Raw genomic sequence first — 16,613 nt, forward strand, 5'->3', positions numbered from 1 at the left:
CCGTAGCGTCCCAGGTCATCAAGCTTCCAGGTCGGCGAGGTCGCCTTTTTCCTGTAGCCAGTTACGGCGGTCTTCAGAACGTTTTTTCGCGAGCAGCATGTCCATCACGCGCAGCGTCTGCTCAACATCATCATCGCTGACCGTCAGCTGCACCAGACGACGGGTGTTAGGGTCGAGCGTGGTTTCACGCAGCTGCAGCGGGTTCATCTCACCCAGACCTTTGAAGCGCTGCACGTTCGGTTTGCCTTTCTTACGCTTCAGCTGCTCCAGCACGCCCTCTTTCTCGTCTTCATCTAACGCGTAAAAGACTTCTTTGCCGAGATCGATGCGATACAGCGGTGGCATGGCGACATAAACATGGCCATGTTGCACCAGCGAGCGGAAGTGCTTCACAAACAGCGCACACAACAAGGTGGCGATGTGTAAGCCATCGGAGTCCGCATCCGCGAGGATACAGATCTTGCCGTAACGCAGCTGGCTCAGATCTTCACTGTCGGGATCGATACCGATCGCCACTGAAATATCGTGCACTTCCTGCGATGCCAGCACTTCGTCTGACGACACTTCCCAGGTATTGAGGATCTTACCCTTCAGCGGCATGATCGCCTGATAATCACGATCGCGCGCCTGCTTGGCCGATCCACCTGCGGAGTCCCCTTCCACCAGGAAGAGTTCGGTGCGATTCAGATCCTGTGCGCTACAGTCTGCCAGTTTGCCCGGCAGTGCCGGTCCGCTGGTGAGCTTTTTACGCACCACTTTCTTGGCCGCGCGCATACGGCGCTGAGCACTGGAGATCGCCAGTTCGGCCAGCATTTCGGCGGCTTGCACGTTCTGGTTCAGCCACAAGCTGAAGGCATCTTTCACGATAGCCGAGACAAATGCCGCGCACTGACGCGAAGAGAGACGCTCTTTGGTTTGACCGGCGAACTGCGGATCCTGCATTTTGACCGACAGCACGTAGGCGCAGCGATCCCAGATATCTTCCGCAGACAGTTTTACACCGCGTGGCAGGATATTGCGGAACTCGCAGAACTCACGCATCGCATCCAGCAAGCCCTGGCGCAGACCGTTGACGTGTGTCCCGCCTTGCATGGTGGGAATCAGGTTGACGTAGCTTTCCATCAACAGCTCGCCACCCTCAGGCAGCCACAGCAGCGCCCAATCCACCGCTTCAACATCACCCGCAAAGCTGCCGACAAACGGTTTTTCCGGCAAGGTGGGGAGGCCGTTGACTGCTTCAGCTAAGTAATCAGAGAGGCCGCCATGATAGAGCCAGGTCTGCTCGGTATCATTGACCTTGTCTTTGAACACGATCTCCACGCCCGGACACAGCACCGCTTTGGCTTTCAACACATGCGTCAGGCGCGACACCGAGAAGCGTGGGCTATCGAAGAAACTCTCATCCGGCCAGAAATGCACGCGCGTGCCAGTGTTACGTTTGCCGACCGTGCCGGTCACCGTCAGATCCTGCACTTTATCGCCATTTTCGAAGGCAATATCGTAGACCTCGCCATTACGGCGCACGGTGACTTCAACACGTTTTGACAGGGCGTTGACCACCGAAATCCCCACGCCATGCAGGCCGCCGGAGAACTGGTAGTTTTTGTTGGAGAATTTACCGCCTGCATGCAGACGGCAAAGAATCAGCTCAACCGCTGGTACACCCTCTTCCGGGTGAATATCCACCGGCATACCGCGACCGTCATCGATAACTTCCAGTGACTGATCGGCATGCAGGATCACTTCCACGCGTTTGGCGTGACCAGCCAGCGCCTCATCGACACTGTTATCGATCACTTCCTGGCCCAGATGGTTTGGGCGCGTGGTATCGGTGTACATCCCCGGACGACGACGCACCGGTTCAAGGCCGGTTAAGACCTCAATGGCATCGGCATTATAACTTGATTGGCTCATCGTAACTGTCTGATTAGCAATAGGAATAGGGGTCCATCTCGCAGCAATCAGGGAACATTTAGTCCCAGAAAATCAATGATCTGCGCAAAATGGCGTTCGAATCCGATATAAGCATGATTGCCACCCTCTTCGACCATTTGGCGGCATGCGCTGTAGTATTCCAGCGCCTGGCGGTAATCGAGCACTTCATCGCCGGTCTGTTGCAGCAGCCAGAGTAAATCGGGCGCTTCGAGAGGGTCAATCTGCATGACTTTCAGATCGTAAATGTGGCGTGACTCTAACACATATTGCTGGCCGGTGTAGGGATTACGGTTCTCGCCGAGATAATCCACCAGCAGCTCAAACGGCCTCACCGCAGGATTGACCACCACCGCAGGCAGCATAAAGCATTGCGACAGCCAGGTAGCGAAGTAGCCCCCGAGCGACGATCCCACCAGGCCAAGTGGCTCACCGGCGTACTGCATCACCAGCTCTTCCAGCATGCTGGCGGCTTCGGCGGGAAACGTGGGCAGCTGTGGCACCAGCACGTTGATGTGCGGATGCTGTTGCGCTACCCACTGCTGCAGTTGTGTGGCTTTGGCCGATTGCGGAGAGCTGTTGAATCCGTGCAGATAGATCAGCGCCGCCATCGCTTAGTAGCCCTCGGAATCTAAATCGGGGCGGAACAGATCGCTTTGCAAACGATTCACTTCGGTTTCCAGTACGCCGTCGGCCTTCAGGGTTAACCAGCGCCAACCCGGTGCCACGTCATCGATGGCGAAGTTGGTGCAATGCGGTTTGAACTGCACGCAGGTCGAAGGAGAAGCCAGCACGCGACGACCATGCCAGTCGAGATCTAATTCCTGATGAATGTGGCCACACACCAGATTACGCGCACGCGGGAAGTGTTGCAGCACCGCTTCTAATTGATGGGGATTGCGCAGGCTATGCTGATCCAGCCAGGTACAGCCGGAAGCGAGCGGATGATGGTGCAGCAGCACCAGCGTATGGCGCTCAGGATGCTGGCGCAGCGCCTTGTCGAGCCACTCGAGTTGGTACTCGCTCAACATGCCATGCGGCACACCAAAGACCTGGCTATCGAGCAGCACCAGCTGCCAGTGTTCGCCCAGCAGCACATGTTTATCGGAAGCGATTCCGGCATCGGCAAGTGTATTGACCATCGCGGGCTGAAAATCGTGATTCCCCGGCAGCCAGACACACGGCTTTGGCAGGCGTGAAATGCCCGCTACAAAGTGTTGATAAGCTTCGACGGTGTGATCCTGGGCGAGATCGCCGGTGGCGATAATCAAATCATAATCGCGCTGTTGTGCCATGATGGCGTCCAGCACCGCATCAAAACTCGACCAGGTATTTACCCCAAGCAGCGATTGATGTTTTCCTGCAAAAAGATGGGTGTCCGTGATTTGTAAAATCCTGATATCGGCCCCATTTGCCGCAGGAAGAGTAAGCAGGCTATCCAAAGCGTTTCCTTTCTCTCCACGCCATAGTTGTATGCTATCAGCAGACCGGCACTGCTACAGCACCGTGCGCCAGACAATAGCGCAACCAATCTGCAAGAAACTGGTTAATCTGATGTTTTTCATCGCGCTGATGCAGTTTTTTATTAGGGTAATCATAGCGCGCTTTGAAACGATAGATCTGCTGAGTGGAACACACTTCAGCGACCATCGCATCATGGTACAGCCGAACGGACATGGATGGCAGGCTCCAGTAGCTCACTGCCGGGGCCACCTGGCGAATCTCCACCAGCGTGGTATAACGCGTCGACTCTTGAATAGTCAGCTGATAACGGGCGCCGCTCACCTGATAGATCACCGACGCGCCTGCCTCGTCATCACGCGGCAGCAGGCGACGCAGTTGGGCGAAATTGGTTTCGCACAATCGCATCATTTCGGGAAAGTCAGGGGTATAGCGCTGTTTCATTTTAGCTTCCACTCTTGTCGTAGTTTTTCATGGTGCAACGCCAGCCATTGCAGGGCGATGACAGATGCCGCGTTATCAATAATCCCCTCTTCCACCCAGCGATAAGCCTGTTCGCGGCTCACCACATGGACAAGAATATCCTCATTCTCTTCCTCCAGCCCGTGATTTCCCTCTGCCAGGCTGGCATCCACTTCGCCCACCAGCACCGACAAACGTTCAGACGTTCCGCCTGGGCTGGCTAAGTAATTCACTATCGGTTTCACACGCCCGACCTTGAGGCCTGCTTCTTCTATTGCTTCACGTCGCGCCACATCTTCCGGCGTTTCACCGGGTTCAATGATACCGGCCACCATTTCCAGCAGCCAGGGCGTTGGGCTGGAATCATAAGCCGGGATGCGAATCTGTTCGATTAGCACCACTTCGTCGCGTAAGGGATCATAGGGTAGCAGCACGGCGGCGTGTCCGCGCTCAAAAACTTCGCGTACCACCTCACCGCTCATCTCGCCATTAAAGCGGCGATGCCGGAAACGGTAGCGGACAATGGAAAAAAAACCATCGTAGCGTGTATCGCGTGCAATAATTTCTACATCGTTTTTTGTGAAAGTCACAGGGGATTTTTTTTCACCCGCCATCATCTGGTTCCTTATGCAGATTGGGATGGAGCGAAGAAAAGCCAACCCTTGTGCTCCGTCCGAGTGGTTCTTTCTGAATTATTTACGTAAATTAGGGGAAGAAGGCACGTTCAGCCAACTTATCTCTGACGCCGCCTCTGTAGAATCGGCGATTATTTTTTGGCTTACCTGCAGCACTACCAGTGCAATTTGCTGCAACAAAAGGAATGCAAATGAAAAAACTGCTCCCACTTTTTATTGGGTTGAGCCTGGGCGGATTTAGCCTTGCCAGCCAGGCAGAGAACCTGTTGCAGGTTTACCAGCAGGCGCGCCTTAGCAACCCGGATCTGCGTGCTTCTGCCGCTGACCGTGATGCAGCCTTTGAGAAAATTAACGAAGCGCGTAGCCCTTTATTGCCACAGCTCGGTCTGGGCGCAGATTATACCTATAATAATGGTTACCGTGACAGCAGCGGTCTTCATTCCAACACGACCAGCGCTTCTCTGCAATTAACACAAACCATTTTCGATATGTCGAAATGGCGTGCGCTGTCGCTGCAGGAAAAAACCGCCGGAATTCAGGATGTCACCTATCAGGTCGCACAACAGGATCTGATTCTGAACACCGCAACCGCTTATTTCAACGTGTTGAAGGCGATTGATACCCTTTCTTACACAGAAGCGCAGAAACAGTCGATCTACCGCGAATTGGATCAAACCACCCAACGCTTCAACGTGGGTCTGGTGGCGATCACTGATGTGCAGAACGCCCGTGCGCAGTATGACAGCGTGCTGGCCAACGAAGTGACCGCGCGTAACAACCTCGATAATGCGGTGGAATCGCTGCGTCAGATCACCGGTATGGATTATCTGGCACTGGCTTCACTGAATATCGATCGTTTCAAAACCGCACGCCCGGATGCCGTTGCTTCCTTGCTGAAGCAGGCTGAAAGCCGCAATCTCAGCCTGTTATCTGCACGTTTGAGCCAGGACCTGGCGCGCGAGCAAATTCGCTCTGCTGAGTCGGGTCATATGCCAACGCTGGATCTGACGGCCTCTACCGGTGTGTCTAACAGCAAATATGGCGGCAGCCGTGCTAACCAGAGCGCTGGCACCACTGACTCCATCACGGGTTCCAACCAGGTTGGCCTGAGCTTCTCCCTGCCGCTGTACAGCGGTGGTTCGGTGACCTCGCAGGTGAAACAGGCGCAGTACAACTTTGTTGCCGCCAGCGAGCAGCTGGAAGGCGCACATCGTAGTGCAATCCAGACCGTGCGTTCTTCGTTCAACAACGTTAACGCGTCTATCAGCAGCATCGATGCTTACAAACAGGCCGTTGTGTCTGCTCAGAGCTCATTGGATGCGATGGAAGCCGGTTATCAGGTGGGTACCCGTACCATCGTTGATGTGCTGGATGCGACCACGACCCTGTTCAACTCTAAGCAGCAGCTTTCTGATGCGCGTTACAGCTACCTGATTAACCAGCTGAACATCAAATATGCGCTGGGTACCTTGAATGAGCAGGACCTGCAGCAGCTGAACAGCACGCTTGGCAAGGAAATCACCACCGCTCCAGAAGTGGTGGCACCGGAAAACAGCCAGCAGGCTTCACGTGTCGATAATGGTCCGAAAACTTCGGCACCTTCAGCCGCCGCGAAAGCGCGACCGGCTGCCGCACACAGCAGCGGAAATCCTTTCGGTAATTAATCCCTTAAGGGGCCGCTTGCGGCCCCTTTCGCATTCAAACGTATAACAACGTAAAGATCCCCCAGCCATCCGGCTTCTCGCTTCATTTTCCACCACTCATCACCTATCCTAAGCCCCACCTTTGGGCACAGGATGAAAATAATGAAACGGACTAAACATATTCGTCATGCCGCTTTTCGTAAAAGCTGGCAGGCACGCCATTTAACGCCAGTTGCACTCGCGGTGACCGCAGTGTTTATGCTGGCTGGCTGCGAACAGAGCGATGAGACAGTATCGCTGTACCAAAACGCGGATGATTGTGCGAAAGCTAACCCTAGCCAGAGCGCGCAATGTACCACTGCATATAACAATGCGAAGAAAGAAGCCGAACGCACCGCACCGAAATACGCCACGCGCGAAGATTGCGTCGCAGAGTTCGGTGAGAATCAGTGCCAGCAAACACCTGCTCAGGCCGGTGTCGGCACCACTAACAATGCCGAAGCGCAGCAGAGCGGTAGCTTCTGGATGCCGTTGATGGCCGGTTACATGATGGGGCGCATGATGGGCGGCGGCGCGGGCTTTGCGCAGCAACCGTTGTTCTCACCGAAAACCCCGAACAGCCCGGCTAACGGTCAGTTTGTCGATGCTTCAGGCAAAAACTATGGTGCCGCGACCTCAGGCCGTAGCATGAACGTGCCGAAAACCGCCATGGCACCTAAGCCAGCGACCACCTCCACCATCACGCGTGGTGGCTTCGGTGAGAGCGTTGCGAAACAAAACACTATGCAGCGCAGCAATGCCACCAGCACCAATCGCAGCAGCACTGGCAGCAGCCGCTCGATGGGAGGCTAAGCCGCAGTATGCAACGTATTGCTATCAGCGAACGTCCGGACTGGCGCGAAAAAGCCAACGAATATGGCTTCCAGTTTCACACCATGTACGGTGAACCTTACTGGTGTGAAGACGCTTATTACCAGTTCACCCTCGCACAGGTTGAGCAATTAGAAGATACCACCGCTGAACTGCATCAGATGTGTCTGCAGGCGGTGGAAAAAGTGGTGAACAGTGATGAACTGCTCACCCGCTTCTGCATTCCCAAACACACCTGGGACTTCGTACGAGACTCGTGGAAGCTGCGTCAGCCGTCGCTCTATTCCCGTCTGGATTTAGCCTGGGACGGTAAAGGCGATGCCAAGCTGCTGGAGAATAACGCCGACACGCCGACCTCTCTGTATGAAGCGGCCTTTTTCCAGTGGATCTGGCTGGAAGATCAAGTCAATGCGGGCAACCTGCCACAAGGCAGTGACCAGTTTAATAGCCTGCAGGAAAAGCTGATTGAGCGCTTTGCCGCGTTGCATCAGGAGCACGGTTTTAACTGGCTGCACTTTGCCTGCTGCCGTGATACCGAAGAAGATCGTGCCACAGTGCAGTACATGCAGGATTGCGCCACCGAAGCCGGCCTGCCGAATGAATTCCTGTATATCGATGATATTGGGTTGGGTGAAAGAGGCCAGTTTACCGATCAGCATGACCAGGTGATCAGCAACCTGTTTAAGCTTTATCCGTGGGAATTTATGCTGCGTGAAGTGTTCTCCACCAAGCTGGCAGATGCCGGTGTGCGTTGGTTGGAACCGGCGTGGAAAAGCATTATCTCGAATAAAGCGCTGCTGCCGCTGCTGTGGGAAATGTTCCCTGACCATCCCAATCTGCTGCCCGCCTACTTTGCCGACGACAAAAATGCCCCGCAGATGGACAAGTACGTGGTGAAACCGCTGTTTTCACGTGAAGGTGCCAATATTCGCATCATCGAAAATGGTCAGGAGATCGCCCGTGCTGAAGGTCCGTACGGCGAAGAGGGAATGATCATCCAGCAGTTCCATCCGTTGCCGAAGTTCGGCGACAGCTACACCTTGATCGGTAGCTGGCTGATTGACGATCAACCCGCTGGTATCGGCATTCGTGAAGATCGCGCGCTGATCACTCAGGATCTGTCACGCTTCTACCCGCATACCTTTATCGAATAAATGCTGTGCCGCCCGTCAGACGCGGGCGGCCAGTTGATTAACTTACCTGCACCGAAAGCATACTGATTGCGCCCATCTCCATCCCTTCCACCGGAATGCTGATCGACTCTTCAGCTGCACGCGCACCGAGAATATACAGCAACGGCAGATAGTGTTCTGGCGTTGGGTTGGACATCTCTGCACCTTCGTGCTGCAGATAATTCACCAACGGATGATCTGCTGCTTCACCGGCAAAGCTCAAATTCTCACGCACAAATTCATTGAAGCTTTCTGCCCATGGATAGCTTGTGGCGGCACCCTGCCAGCGCAGCATACGCAAGTTATGCACCACGTTACCGCTGGCGACGATCATCACGCCTTCGTCACGCAGTGACGCCAGTTTGCGACCTAATTCGAAGTGCCATTGCGCCGATTGCGTCCCATCGATACTTAACTGCACCACCGGGATATCGGCTTGCGGATACATTTTTGCCAGCACGCCCCATGAGCCGTGATCAAATCCCCACTCCTGGTCGGCATGGACGTCAATCGGTGCCAGCAGATCGATCACTTGCTGTGCCAGCTCTGGCGAGCCCGGAGCCGGATAACGCACATCAAACAGTGCCTGCGGGAAGCCACCAAAATCATGGATGGTGCGGGGATTATGCATGGCCGTCACCGCCGTACCGCGTGTGTACCAGTGTGCCGACACTGCGAGAATGGCGCGCGGACGTGGCAATGTTGCACCCAGATGCTGCCATGCGCGGGTATAGGTATTGTCTTCCAGTACGTTCATCGGACTGCCGTGACCCAAAAACAGGGCGGGCATACGGTTGTGGCTCATGATGGTTCCTCTGACGAAAGTGTCGCTTTATTAGCCGCTACGATACGCGCTTTCGTGCCGGGATTAACGCTGATAACTGTGATGATCTCTATCAGGAAATTTGAATAAGAATTTGTGCGGTGGATAGGCGGTGAAAATGGGGTTTAAAAACGTACTTAAGCGCTATAAAAAATCCGCAGCCTGGAGAAGCTGCGGATTTTTTGGTGACGATAACTGAGGCTTAGCTTGCCTGGCGCGTTTCACGCTCGCGGCGATAAGCCACCAGATCTTCAATCGTCACGACCGGCATATCGTGTTGTTTGGCAAACACAATCGCTTCTGGCGCATGCGCCATGCTGCCGTCGTCATTGGTCAATTCACACAGCACACCGGCGGGTTTGAAACCTGCTAACGTCACCAAATCGATGGTGGCTTCAGTGTGACCACCACGCGTCAGCACACCACCTTCGCGCGCGCGCAGCGGGAAGACATGGCCTGGACGGTTGAGATCGCTCGGCTTCGCGCCATCTGCCACAGCGGCACGAATCGTGGTGACGCGGTCAGCGGCAGAAACACCGGTGGTGACACCTTCCGCGGCTTCAATGGTGACGGTAAAGCCAGTGCCATAAGAGCTGGTGTTGGTTTCTACCATCATCGGCAGATCCAACTGCTGGCGGCGCTCTTCAGTGATGCACAGGCAGACAATGCCGCTGCCGTGGCGAATAGTCAGTGCCATTTGCTCTACAGTCATGGTTTCGGCGGCAAAGATCATGTCACCTTCGTTTTCACGATTTTCATCGTCGAGCACCATCACACCGCGACCGTTACGCAGCGCATCGATGGCGCGTTCTACACGCTGTTCCGGCGTGCCAAATTCAGAAAGAAGCGTCTGATTCATGGTAAAAAACCTTATAAAAAATATATGAGTTACCAGAACCAGGGCGTGCTTAGGAGTGCGCAAATAATACACATGGCAAAAACGTGACGCGGGCGTAAGCCCGGCTGATGTCGTTACCCTCTCCCATCCGGACTCTAACCGTCGGCCCCGGAATTACACCGGATCTGCTGACCTTTCACTTTGCAGCGAAAGCGCTCGCGGGCTTTCAGCCGAAGCTGATTTACCGCCGGTGGGGAATTTCGCCCCGCCCTGAGAATAAGCGAGGTCACTATAACGCCAATCATCTGGACGGGCAATCGACAAAAGCGCAAATGCTTTTGCATTTACTGCGATGCGGAATTCAGGTTTAACCTTTTCGTTTCAGGCATTACACTTAACCTTTGTTGAGTCGGAACACGTGCTGTTATCAGCCACCGCAACCAGGAAATCATCATGATCGACACGAAAAAAATTGAACAACTGGCTCGCCAGGTCCATGAAGCCATGCCAAAAGGGATTCGCGACTTTGGCGACGATGTCGAAAAGAAAATTCGTCAGGTATTGCAGGCGCAGTTAACCCGCATGGATTTAGTTAATCGTGAAGAGTTTGATGTGCAGACGCAGGTACTGCTGCGCACGCGTGAGAAGCTGGCCGCACTGGAACAGCGCCTGGCAAAACTGGAAAGTGAGAGCCCAGCCGCACCGGCACCCGCGGTAGTGACACCGGATCCGGCGGGTAAAATCGACACTCCGCAGTAAACCACTGACTCGCCGGGCGTATATCGCTTGCCAGCACCCGTTGAGCATACATTGCTCGCAGACAATAACAGGCGGCCTTTTGGCCGCCTGTTGAGTTAGTATCCACTTGCCCTACGCTCGCCGTGAGTGGCTGCGAATCGTCTGAACTCTCAGAGTTTGCCGTTAGTGGCTGCGAATCATTGGAAATCCCAGTGCTCGCTTGTAGTGACGGCGAATCATCTGGGATCTCAGTGCTCGCCGTTAGTGGCTGCGAATCGTCTTGATGATGTTAGTGGTGGAGATACCGTCTTCGAAGTTCAGCACCCGCACGTCACCGCCGTTGGCCCAAACCTCTTTACTGCCCGCAATATCTTCCGGCTTATAATCGCCGCCCTTCACCAGCAGATCCGGTAACACACCCGCAATCAAACGCTGTGGCGTGTCTTCTTCAAACAGCACCACCCAATCCACTGCTTCCAGCGCACCGAGCACGATCATACGGTTTTCCTGCGGGTTAACCGGACGGGTTTCGCCTTTCAGACGTTTGGTGGAAGCATCACTGTTTACCGCAACAATCAGACGGTCGCCCAGCTTACGTGCGTTGGCAAGATAGGAAACGTGGCCCGCATGCAAGATGTCGAACACGCCGTTGGTCATCACCACTTTCTCACCGCGCTGACGCGCCAGCGCCACCGCTGCTTTAAGCTCGGCTTCGGTCATCACACCAAACCCGCTGTCGGGACGAGCATGAATGGCATTTTCCAGCTCAACGGTGCTCACAGTTGAAGTCCCGAGTTTGCCCACGACCACGCCCGCTGCCGCATTGGCAAGGAAACAGGCTTCTTCCAGGCTGTCTCCGGCCGCCAGCACGGCGGCCAGCACGCCAATAACGGTGTCACCTGCACCGGTGACGTCAAACACTTCCTGCGCCTGCGTCGGCAGATGCAGCGGCGCTTTGCCCGGTTGCAGTAACGTCATGCCGTTTTCAGAGCGGGTGACCAGCAGCGCGGAGAGCTCATAATCGGCGATGAGTTGCATGCCGCGGCTCACAATCTCTTCCACGGTTTTGCATTTACCGACCACGGCTTCGAACTCAGACAGGTTAGGCGTCAGCAAAGTCGCACCGCGATAGCGCTCAAAATCCGTGCCTTTCGGGTCGATCAACACCGGCACGTTGGCTTCACGCGCCAGCTGAATCATGGTTTGCACGCTGCTTAACGCGCCTTTGGCGTAATCTGACAGCACCAGTGCACCGGCCTGCGCCAGCGATTGACGCATACGATCGTGGATAGGCTGTGGATCAACCTGCTCGAAACCCTCTTCGAAATCGAGGCGGATCAGCTGCTGGTTGCGCGAAAGCACACGCAGTTTGGTGATGGTGGGATGGCTTTTCACCGCGACAAAATCACAGTCGACTTTGACCTTTTCCAACGTCTCGCTCAGCACACGTGCCGCATCGTCTTCACCCGTCAGGCCAATCAAACGCGAGCCCGCACCCAGTGCAGCAATGTTCATCGCCACGTTGGCCGCGCCGCCAGGACGCTCTTCGATGGTATCGACTTTCACCACCGGTACCGGGGCTTCAGGCGAGATACGGCTGGTTGGGCCATACCAGTAGCGATCTAACATGACATCGCCAACAACCAGCACAGCGGCTTTGCCAAAAGCGGGCAGCGTTACTTTCATTCCAAAGACTCCAGACTACGGTCAAAATTATGCGCGGATAATAACATACCCCGATGATACTTCGAGCCACAGGTGCGTGGGCTGCGCGCCTTCCTGTATGCCGGGTCACTAAGGGGGCGAAGCGTTATTTTACGCTTCCGCGCTATCAGATTCGGTGGCAGCCAGCCAGCGTTGCCAGCTGCGATGCACGGCAGCCCGCTCAGTAGCAAAAGATTCCGGCGCAACGTGCCCCGGCAGCTCCTGCAATGCGAGATGATGCAATGCATCACGCAGCGTGACATATGCGTGAGTCAGCGCCTGCGCTTCCTCTGCATCCATGATCTCCTGACGCGCCATCAATTCAAAAATTCGCACATTGTCCGACCAACGCGTCAACGCAGGCTGCTCTGCCGCGTAGCCTAAGACAAGATATTGCGCGATGAATTCAATATCGGTGATGCCGCCTTCATCGGTTTTGATCTCCCAGCGTCCTTTGTGTTTGTTGCTAAGATGGGCACGCATTTTCTCGCGCATCTCTCGCACTTCTTTTTGCAGTGCAGGACGCTCACGCGGCAGGCAAAGAATGCCGCGACGGATGTCATTGAAACGATCGCAGAGCGCCGTCTCACCAAACACAATACGCGCGCGCACCAGCGCCTGATGTTCCCAGGTCCAGGCTTCATTACGCTGATAATCATCGAAGGCGGCAAAGGTACTCACCAGCATGCCCGCCGCGCCAGAAGGACGCAGGCGCGCATCGACTTCATACAAGATGCCAGAGGAGGTGCGCGTGCTAAACAGATGCATTACACGCTGCGCCAGCCGCAGGTAGAACTGGCGGCCATCAATCACGCGTTCGCCATCGGTTTCCGCATCGTCCGGGCAGTCATGCAGGAACACCAAATCCAGATCCGAGCTGTACCCCAACTCCCAGCCGCCCAGTTTGCCATAGCCGACCACGGCAAAACCGCGCTCGCTGTCGCTGGTGAGGTGCGAAGGACGTCCATAGCGCTGCACCATCATTTGCCACGCTTGCTGCACCACCGATTCGATAATGGCTTCTGCCAGCCAGGTTAAGTGATCGCTCACTTTCATCACCGGCAGCGTTTCAGCGATATCGGCCGCGGCAATGCGCAGATGCTGCGCCTGCTTGAACTGGCGCAGCGCTTCCAGTTGCTGTTCCTCATCATCGGTGGGAATGCGCAGCAGATACTGGCGCAGTTCATCACGATAGGCATCGGTAGCCGTGGGTTGATACAGCGTGGCGGGATCGAGCAGTTCGTCCAGCAACAGCGGATAACGTGCCAGCTGGCTGGCGACCATCGGCGAGGCGGCACACAGGCGGATCAGATGGCGAAGTGCCCCGTGATATTCCGTCAGCAGCTCCAGATAGGTGCTACGCGTCAATACACCGAGCAGCAGCGGTGTCAAACGGCCCAACACCACATCAGCATCTTCACGTGGACAGACTTCGCTCAGCAGGCGCGGCATCAGTTGATCAAGCGCCAGACGCCCACGCGGGCCGATGGTACGGCGGCTGACATCCTGGCGGAAACTGTTCAGCGATTCGAAGAGCGCATGACGTTGCGCTTCGTTCAGCTGTGGCACAACAGGAATGAGATCGCTCTCCTCCAGCGTGTCCTGCCACAGACCAGCAAATTCTGCCAGCTGCGGTTGATCGTCCACGTCTGGCGCATCATCACCAATGAGTTCATCAAAGATGCTGCGCACCCCCGCCATCTGCTGTTCAAGTTGCACCATCAGCGCATCCCAATCCGCCGCGCCCATCGCCCAGGCTAAACGCTGACGATCAAGCGGGTTTTCCGGCAGGGTTTGCGTCTGCTCATCATTGATGCTTTGCAGCAGATTTTCCAGACGACGCAGGAACAGATAGGCCGCACGCAAATGTTCCACCTGCGCCGGACTCAGCAAAGCCAGTTCACCAATCGCCTGTAGCGTTGGCAGCAGGGAACGGAGCTGAAGTGAGCGCTCACGTCCACCACGAATGAGCTGGAACACCTGTACGATAAATTCGGTTTCGCGAATGCCGCCTGCGCCGAGTTTGATGTTGTCTTTCAGGCCACGGCGCCGCACTTCACGGGCAATCATGCCTTTCATGTTGCGCAGCGACTGAATCACACTGAAATCGATGTAGCGGCGATAGACGAACGGCCGCAGCATCTGCTGCAACTCCTGGCTCCAGTGGCCCTGATCGTCGCCCATCAGGCGCGCCTTAACCATCGCATAGCGCTCCCAGTCACGCCCCTGCTCCTGGTAGTAATCTTCCAGCGCAGCAAAACTCAGCACCAGCGGGCCACTGTCACCAAACGGGCGCAGGCGCATGTCCACGCGATAGACGAAACCATCCACGGTCGGCTGATCCAGCACTTTGATCAGGCGCTGGCCCATGCGGGTAAAGAATTGGGCGTTATCGAGTTCACGACGGCCACCTTGCGTCACGCCGTTTTCCGGCCAGGCAAAGATCAGGTCGATATCGGAAGAGAAGTTGAGTTCGCCGCCGCCCAGCTTGCCCATGCCGAGGATAAGCATGGGCTGCGCTTCACCGGCTTCATTGCACGGCGTGCCGAAATCGCGGCTGCAATCCTGCCACACCCAATCACGAGCGGCAGCGATGAGAATCTCCGCCAGCGTGCTGAGTTGCGTCAGGCTCTGTTCGGTGCTGGCGTGTTGTAGCGCCTGCATCCACGCCATACGCACCAGCATATGGCGGCGGAACAGACGCAGTTCGCGCATCAGGGAAGTTTCATTTTCCACGCCCGCCAGCGCCTGTTTCAGCCAGGTGCTGTAGTGCTGCCACTCATCTGGTGCAGGCGGTTGCTGCTGGAGTTGTTGCCACCACTCCGGATGCTGCTGCAGGTTATCAACGATAAAGTCACTAAAGGTTAGCGCGCCCGCCTGCTCTGCCGTAAAGGCGGAAGGCGGCATATTCAGGCGCTCGGCCACGTTAGCTAACTGCGCCTGCATCAGCGCCGGTAACGGTAACAACATCTTCCCTCCCTGATTCGATTGTGCGTCCGGCTTAGCGTTTCACTCCGCTATTCAGCCAGAACGGCGATGGCCGAATGGCCAGATTAACCAGTTGAATCAACCCGCGATCCTGCTGGATGCGGATCGCATGCTGCAGTTCCTGCCAGCCTGCCAGCCAGACATTCACCTCTTCCGCTGGGTAAGCCCCTGCCAGCAGATGCACCGCTAGCAGCTGGCGATTCAGGCGCGTGGATTTGTCCTGGAATTCGTTAAACAGCTGCACATCGACGAAGGTCTCACGCAGATCGGCAGCAATACGGCTGAGCATGATGTCGCTGAAGCGTTTGAACGAACCCTGCAGCTTGCTTTTGCTCTTATCATCCAGCCAGTTCTGCCATTGTGACTCCACTAGCCAGTGAGTAAGTGCTAACTGAGCACCAACAGAGACAGGCGAGAAACAGGCGGTTTCCGCATCAATTTCCGCATCCGCTAACAGCTCATCCAGACGCGTCAGTTTCTGACGCAGATCGCTGCTCGCTTTGCGCGGTACCAGCGCACCAAACAGCGAAAACGCCTGACGCAGGGTTTCCAGCGCATCCATCACCGCTTCTTTGGCATCGGCATTTCCGCGCAGCCAGACTTCTTCGTGGTACTGCCACTGATTAAGACCAGCGGTCATCGCATTGACCATGCCCTGCTCTACGGTGGCTTTGGCGCCGATTTTTTGCAGCGCTAACGCACGCAGTGGACGGGCAGGATTGCCCTGAGCCAGCTGATAACCGCGCGCCGCTTTGCTCAAACTGCCCAGGCGCAGGCCGCCAGCGGTGATCAAGGCTTCTGCGAACTGCAGCATGTCGGCACGCTGGCCGCTTTTCAGCTCCAGCTCAACTTCATACAAAGGCTCGCTCAATTCGCCTGCGGCGACGTCTCCGCGATCAAACGCCACTTCAATTTCGCTCTCACCAAACTGCACCAGCCAGGCTTCACGCTGGAAATGGGTGCTGAACAGCGGTTGCAGGCGCTGCTGTAATGCCGCGACATCGGTGCCTTCTGGCCAGATTTCGGCCGGCAGCTGGGCGATATCCAGCGTAGGCTCAGTGAGGTCGACGTTATATTCCGGGCGCTGATGCAGACCGCCGACGGTTTTTCCGGCGGCCTTCAGCGTCATCTCATAACGCTGATCGACACCGCGGATGCGCAGGCCCATATCCCAACGACGTAGCTGATTGTCATCGGTCTCAAAATAGATGTTAGTCAGCTCGCGTGCGGCGAAGTGCTGATGTGGCCACGCGGCAAGGGTTTCACCGAGTTTTTCGGCGGCTTGTGGTGTGGCAATGAACTTTAATTCGATTTCGATGGTCATAATTTTTTATTCAATACGCTGCT

The 16,613-nt window shown here is 55.7% G+C and carries 14 protein-coding genes and 1 riboswitch; of the genes, 4 read left to right on the plus strand and 10 right to left on the minus strand.

Annotated features, from left to right (window positions below; all coding sequences use genetic code 11):
• Positions 1-18: 18 nt before the first annotated feature.
• Genes parE through nudF form a run of 5 tightly spaced genes read right to left on the minus strand, consistent with a single transcriptional unit; the run spans position 19 to position 4,469 of the window.
• Positions 19-1,914 (minus strand): DNA topoisomerase IV subunit B, encoded by a 1,896-nt coding sequence (parE, locus tag VI01_RS08565; protein ID WP_045814801.1) that lies wholly within the window; start codon positions 1,912-1,914, stop codon positions 19-21.
• Between the two features lie 47 nt (positions 1,915-1,961).
• Entirely contained in the window at positions 1,962-2,543 is a 582-nt protein-coding gene (gene yqiA / locus VI01_RS08570) for an esterase YqiA (RefSeq protein ID WP_045814802.1), read from the minus strand.
• A gap of 3 nt (positions 2,544-2,546) precedes the next feature.
• Entirely contained in the window at positions 2,547-3,374 is an 828-nt protein-coding gene (gene cpdA, locus VI01_RS08575) for a 3',5'-cyclic-AMP phosphodiesterase (protein ID WP_038644678.1), read from the minus strand.
• 37 nt (positions 3,375-3,411) lie between these two features.
• Positions 3,412-3,837 (minus strand): DUF1249 family protein, encoded by a 426-nt coding sequence (locus VI01_RS08580; RefSeq protein ID WP_034828381.1) that lies wholly within the window; start codon positions 3,835-3,837, stop codon positions 3,412-3,414.
• Positions 3,834-4,469, minus strand: a complete 636-nt coding sequence (nudF, locus tag VI01_RS08585) for an ADP-ribose diphosphatase (RefSeq protein ID WP_045814803.1) — start codon at positions 4,467-4,469, stop codon at positions 3,834-3,836. Before nudF ends, VI01_RS08580 begins: the two co-directional genes overlap by 4 nt.
• A gap of 212 nt (positions 4,470-4,681) precedes the next feature.
• Between nudF and tolC the strand changes: the two genes are divergently transcribed.
• The 3 genes from tolC to VI01_RS08600 all read left to right on the plus strand — a co-directional run bounded on the left by tolC (position 4,682) and on the right by VI01_RS08600 (position 8,157).
• Positions 4,682-6,154: an outer membrane channel protein TolC gene (tolC, locus tag VI01_RS08590; protein WP_038644675.1), complete on the plus strand. Its 1,473-nt coding sequence runs from the start codon at positions 4,682-4,684 to the stop codon at positions 6,152-6,154.
• Between the two features lie 141 nt (positions 6,155-6,295).
• Positions 6,296-6,985, plus strand: coding sequence for a DUF1190 family protein (locus tag VI01_RS08595; protein WP_038644673.1), 690 nt, complete (start codon positions 6,296-6,298; stop codon positions 6,983-6,985).
• Positions 6,986-6,993: 8 nt separating this feature from the next.
• Positions 6,994-8,157 carry a glutathionylspermidine synthase family protein gene (locus VI01_RS08600; RefSeq protein WP_045814804.1) on the plus strand — a complete coding sequence of 388 codons (1,164 nt, stop codon included), beginning with the start codon at positions 6,994-6,996 and terminating at the stop codon, positions 8,155-8,157.
• A 37-nt stretch (positions 8,158-8,194) separates the two neighbouring features.
• Here the strand turns inward: VI01_RS08600 and ygiD are convergent, their stop codons facing one another.
• Complete coding sequence (gene ygiD / locus VI01_RS08605) at positions 8,195-8,980, minus strand: 4,5-DOPA dioxygenase extradiol (protein ID WP_045814805.1); 786 nt, start codon at positions 8,978-8,980, stop codon at positions 8,195-8,197.
• 220 nt (positions 8,981-9,200) lie between these two features.
• Complete coding sequence (gene ribB / locus VI01_RS08610; RefSeq protein ID WP_034828370.1) at positions 9,201-9,857, minus strand: 3,4-dihydroxy-2-butanone-4-phosphate synthase; 657 nt, start codon at positions 9,855-9,857, stop codon at positions 9,201-9,203.
• A 111-nt stretch (positions 9,858-9,968) separates the two neighbouring features.
• A riboswitch (FMN riboswitch) is annotated at positions 9,969-10,118 on the minus strand.
• Positions 10,119-10,289: 171 nt separating this feature from the next.
• Between ribB and VI01_RS08615 the strand changes: the two genes are divergently transcribed.
• Positions 10,290-10,595, plus strand: a complete 306-nt coding sequence (locus VI01_RS08615; protein ID WP_034828368.1) for an accessory factor UbiK family protein — start codon at positions 10,290-10,292, stop codon at positions 10,593-10,595.
• Positions 10,596-10,835: 240 nt separating this feature from the next.
• Here VI01_RS08615 and hldE read toward each other — a convergent pair whose 3' ends face one another.
• The 3 genes from hldE to VI01_RS08630 all read right to left on the minus strand — a co-directional run bounded on the left by hldE (position 10,836) and on the right by VI01_RS08630 (position 16,590).
• Positions 10,836-12,260 (minus strand): bifunctional D-glycero-beta-D-manno-heptose-7-phosphate kinase/D-glycero-beta-D-manno-heptose 1-phosphate adenylyltransferase HldE, encoded by a 1,425-nt coding sequence (gene hldE, locus VI01_RS08620; protein ID WP_045814806.1) that lies wholly within the window; start codon positions 12,258-12,260, stop codon positions 10,836-10,838.
• A 129-nt stretch (positions 12,261-12,389) separates the two neighbouring features.
• Positions 12,390-15,248 carry a bifunctional [glutamate--ammonia ligase]-adenylyl-L-tyrosine phosphorylase/[glutamate--ammonia-ligase] adenylyltransferase gene (gene glnE, locus VI01_RS08625; protein WP_045814807.1) on the minus strand — a complete coding sequence of 953 codons (2,859 nt, stop codon included), beginning with the start codon at positions 15,246-15,248 and terminating at the stop codon, positions 12,390-12,392.
• 31 nt (positions 15,249-15,279) lie between these two features.
• On the minus strand, positions 15,280-16,590 hold the full coding sequence (locus VI01_RS08630) for an inorganic triphosphatase (RefSeq protein WP_045814808.1): 1,311 nt from the start codon (positions 16,588-16,590) through the stop codon (positions 15,280-15,282).
• Positions 16,591-16,613: the final 23 nt, after the last annotated feature.

This window comes from Pantoea sp. SM3 (genome assembly GCF_000963995.1).
Classification (GTDB): domain Bacteria; phylum Pseudomonadota; class Gammaproteobacteria; order Enterobacterales; family Enterobacteriaceae; genus Pantoea; species Pantoea rwandensis_B.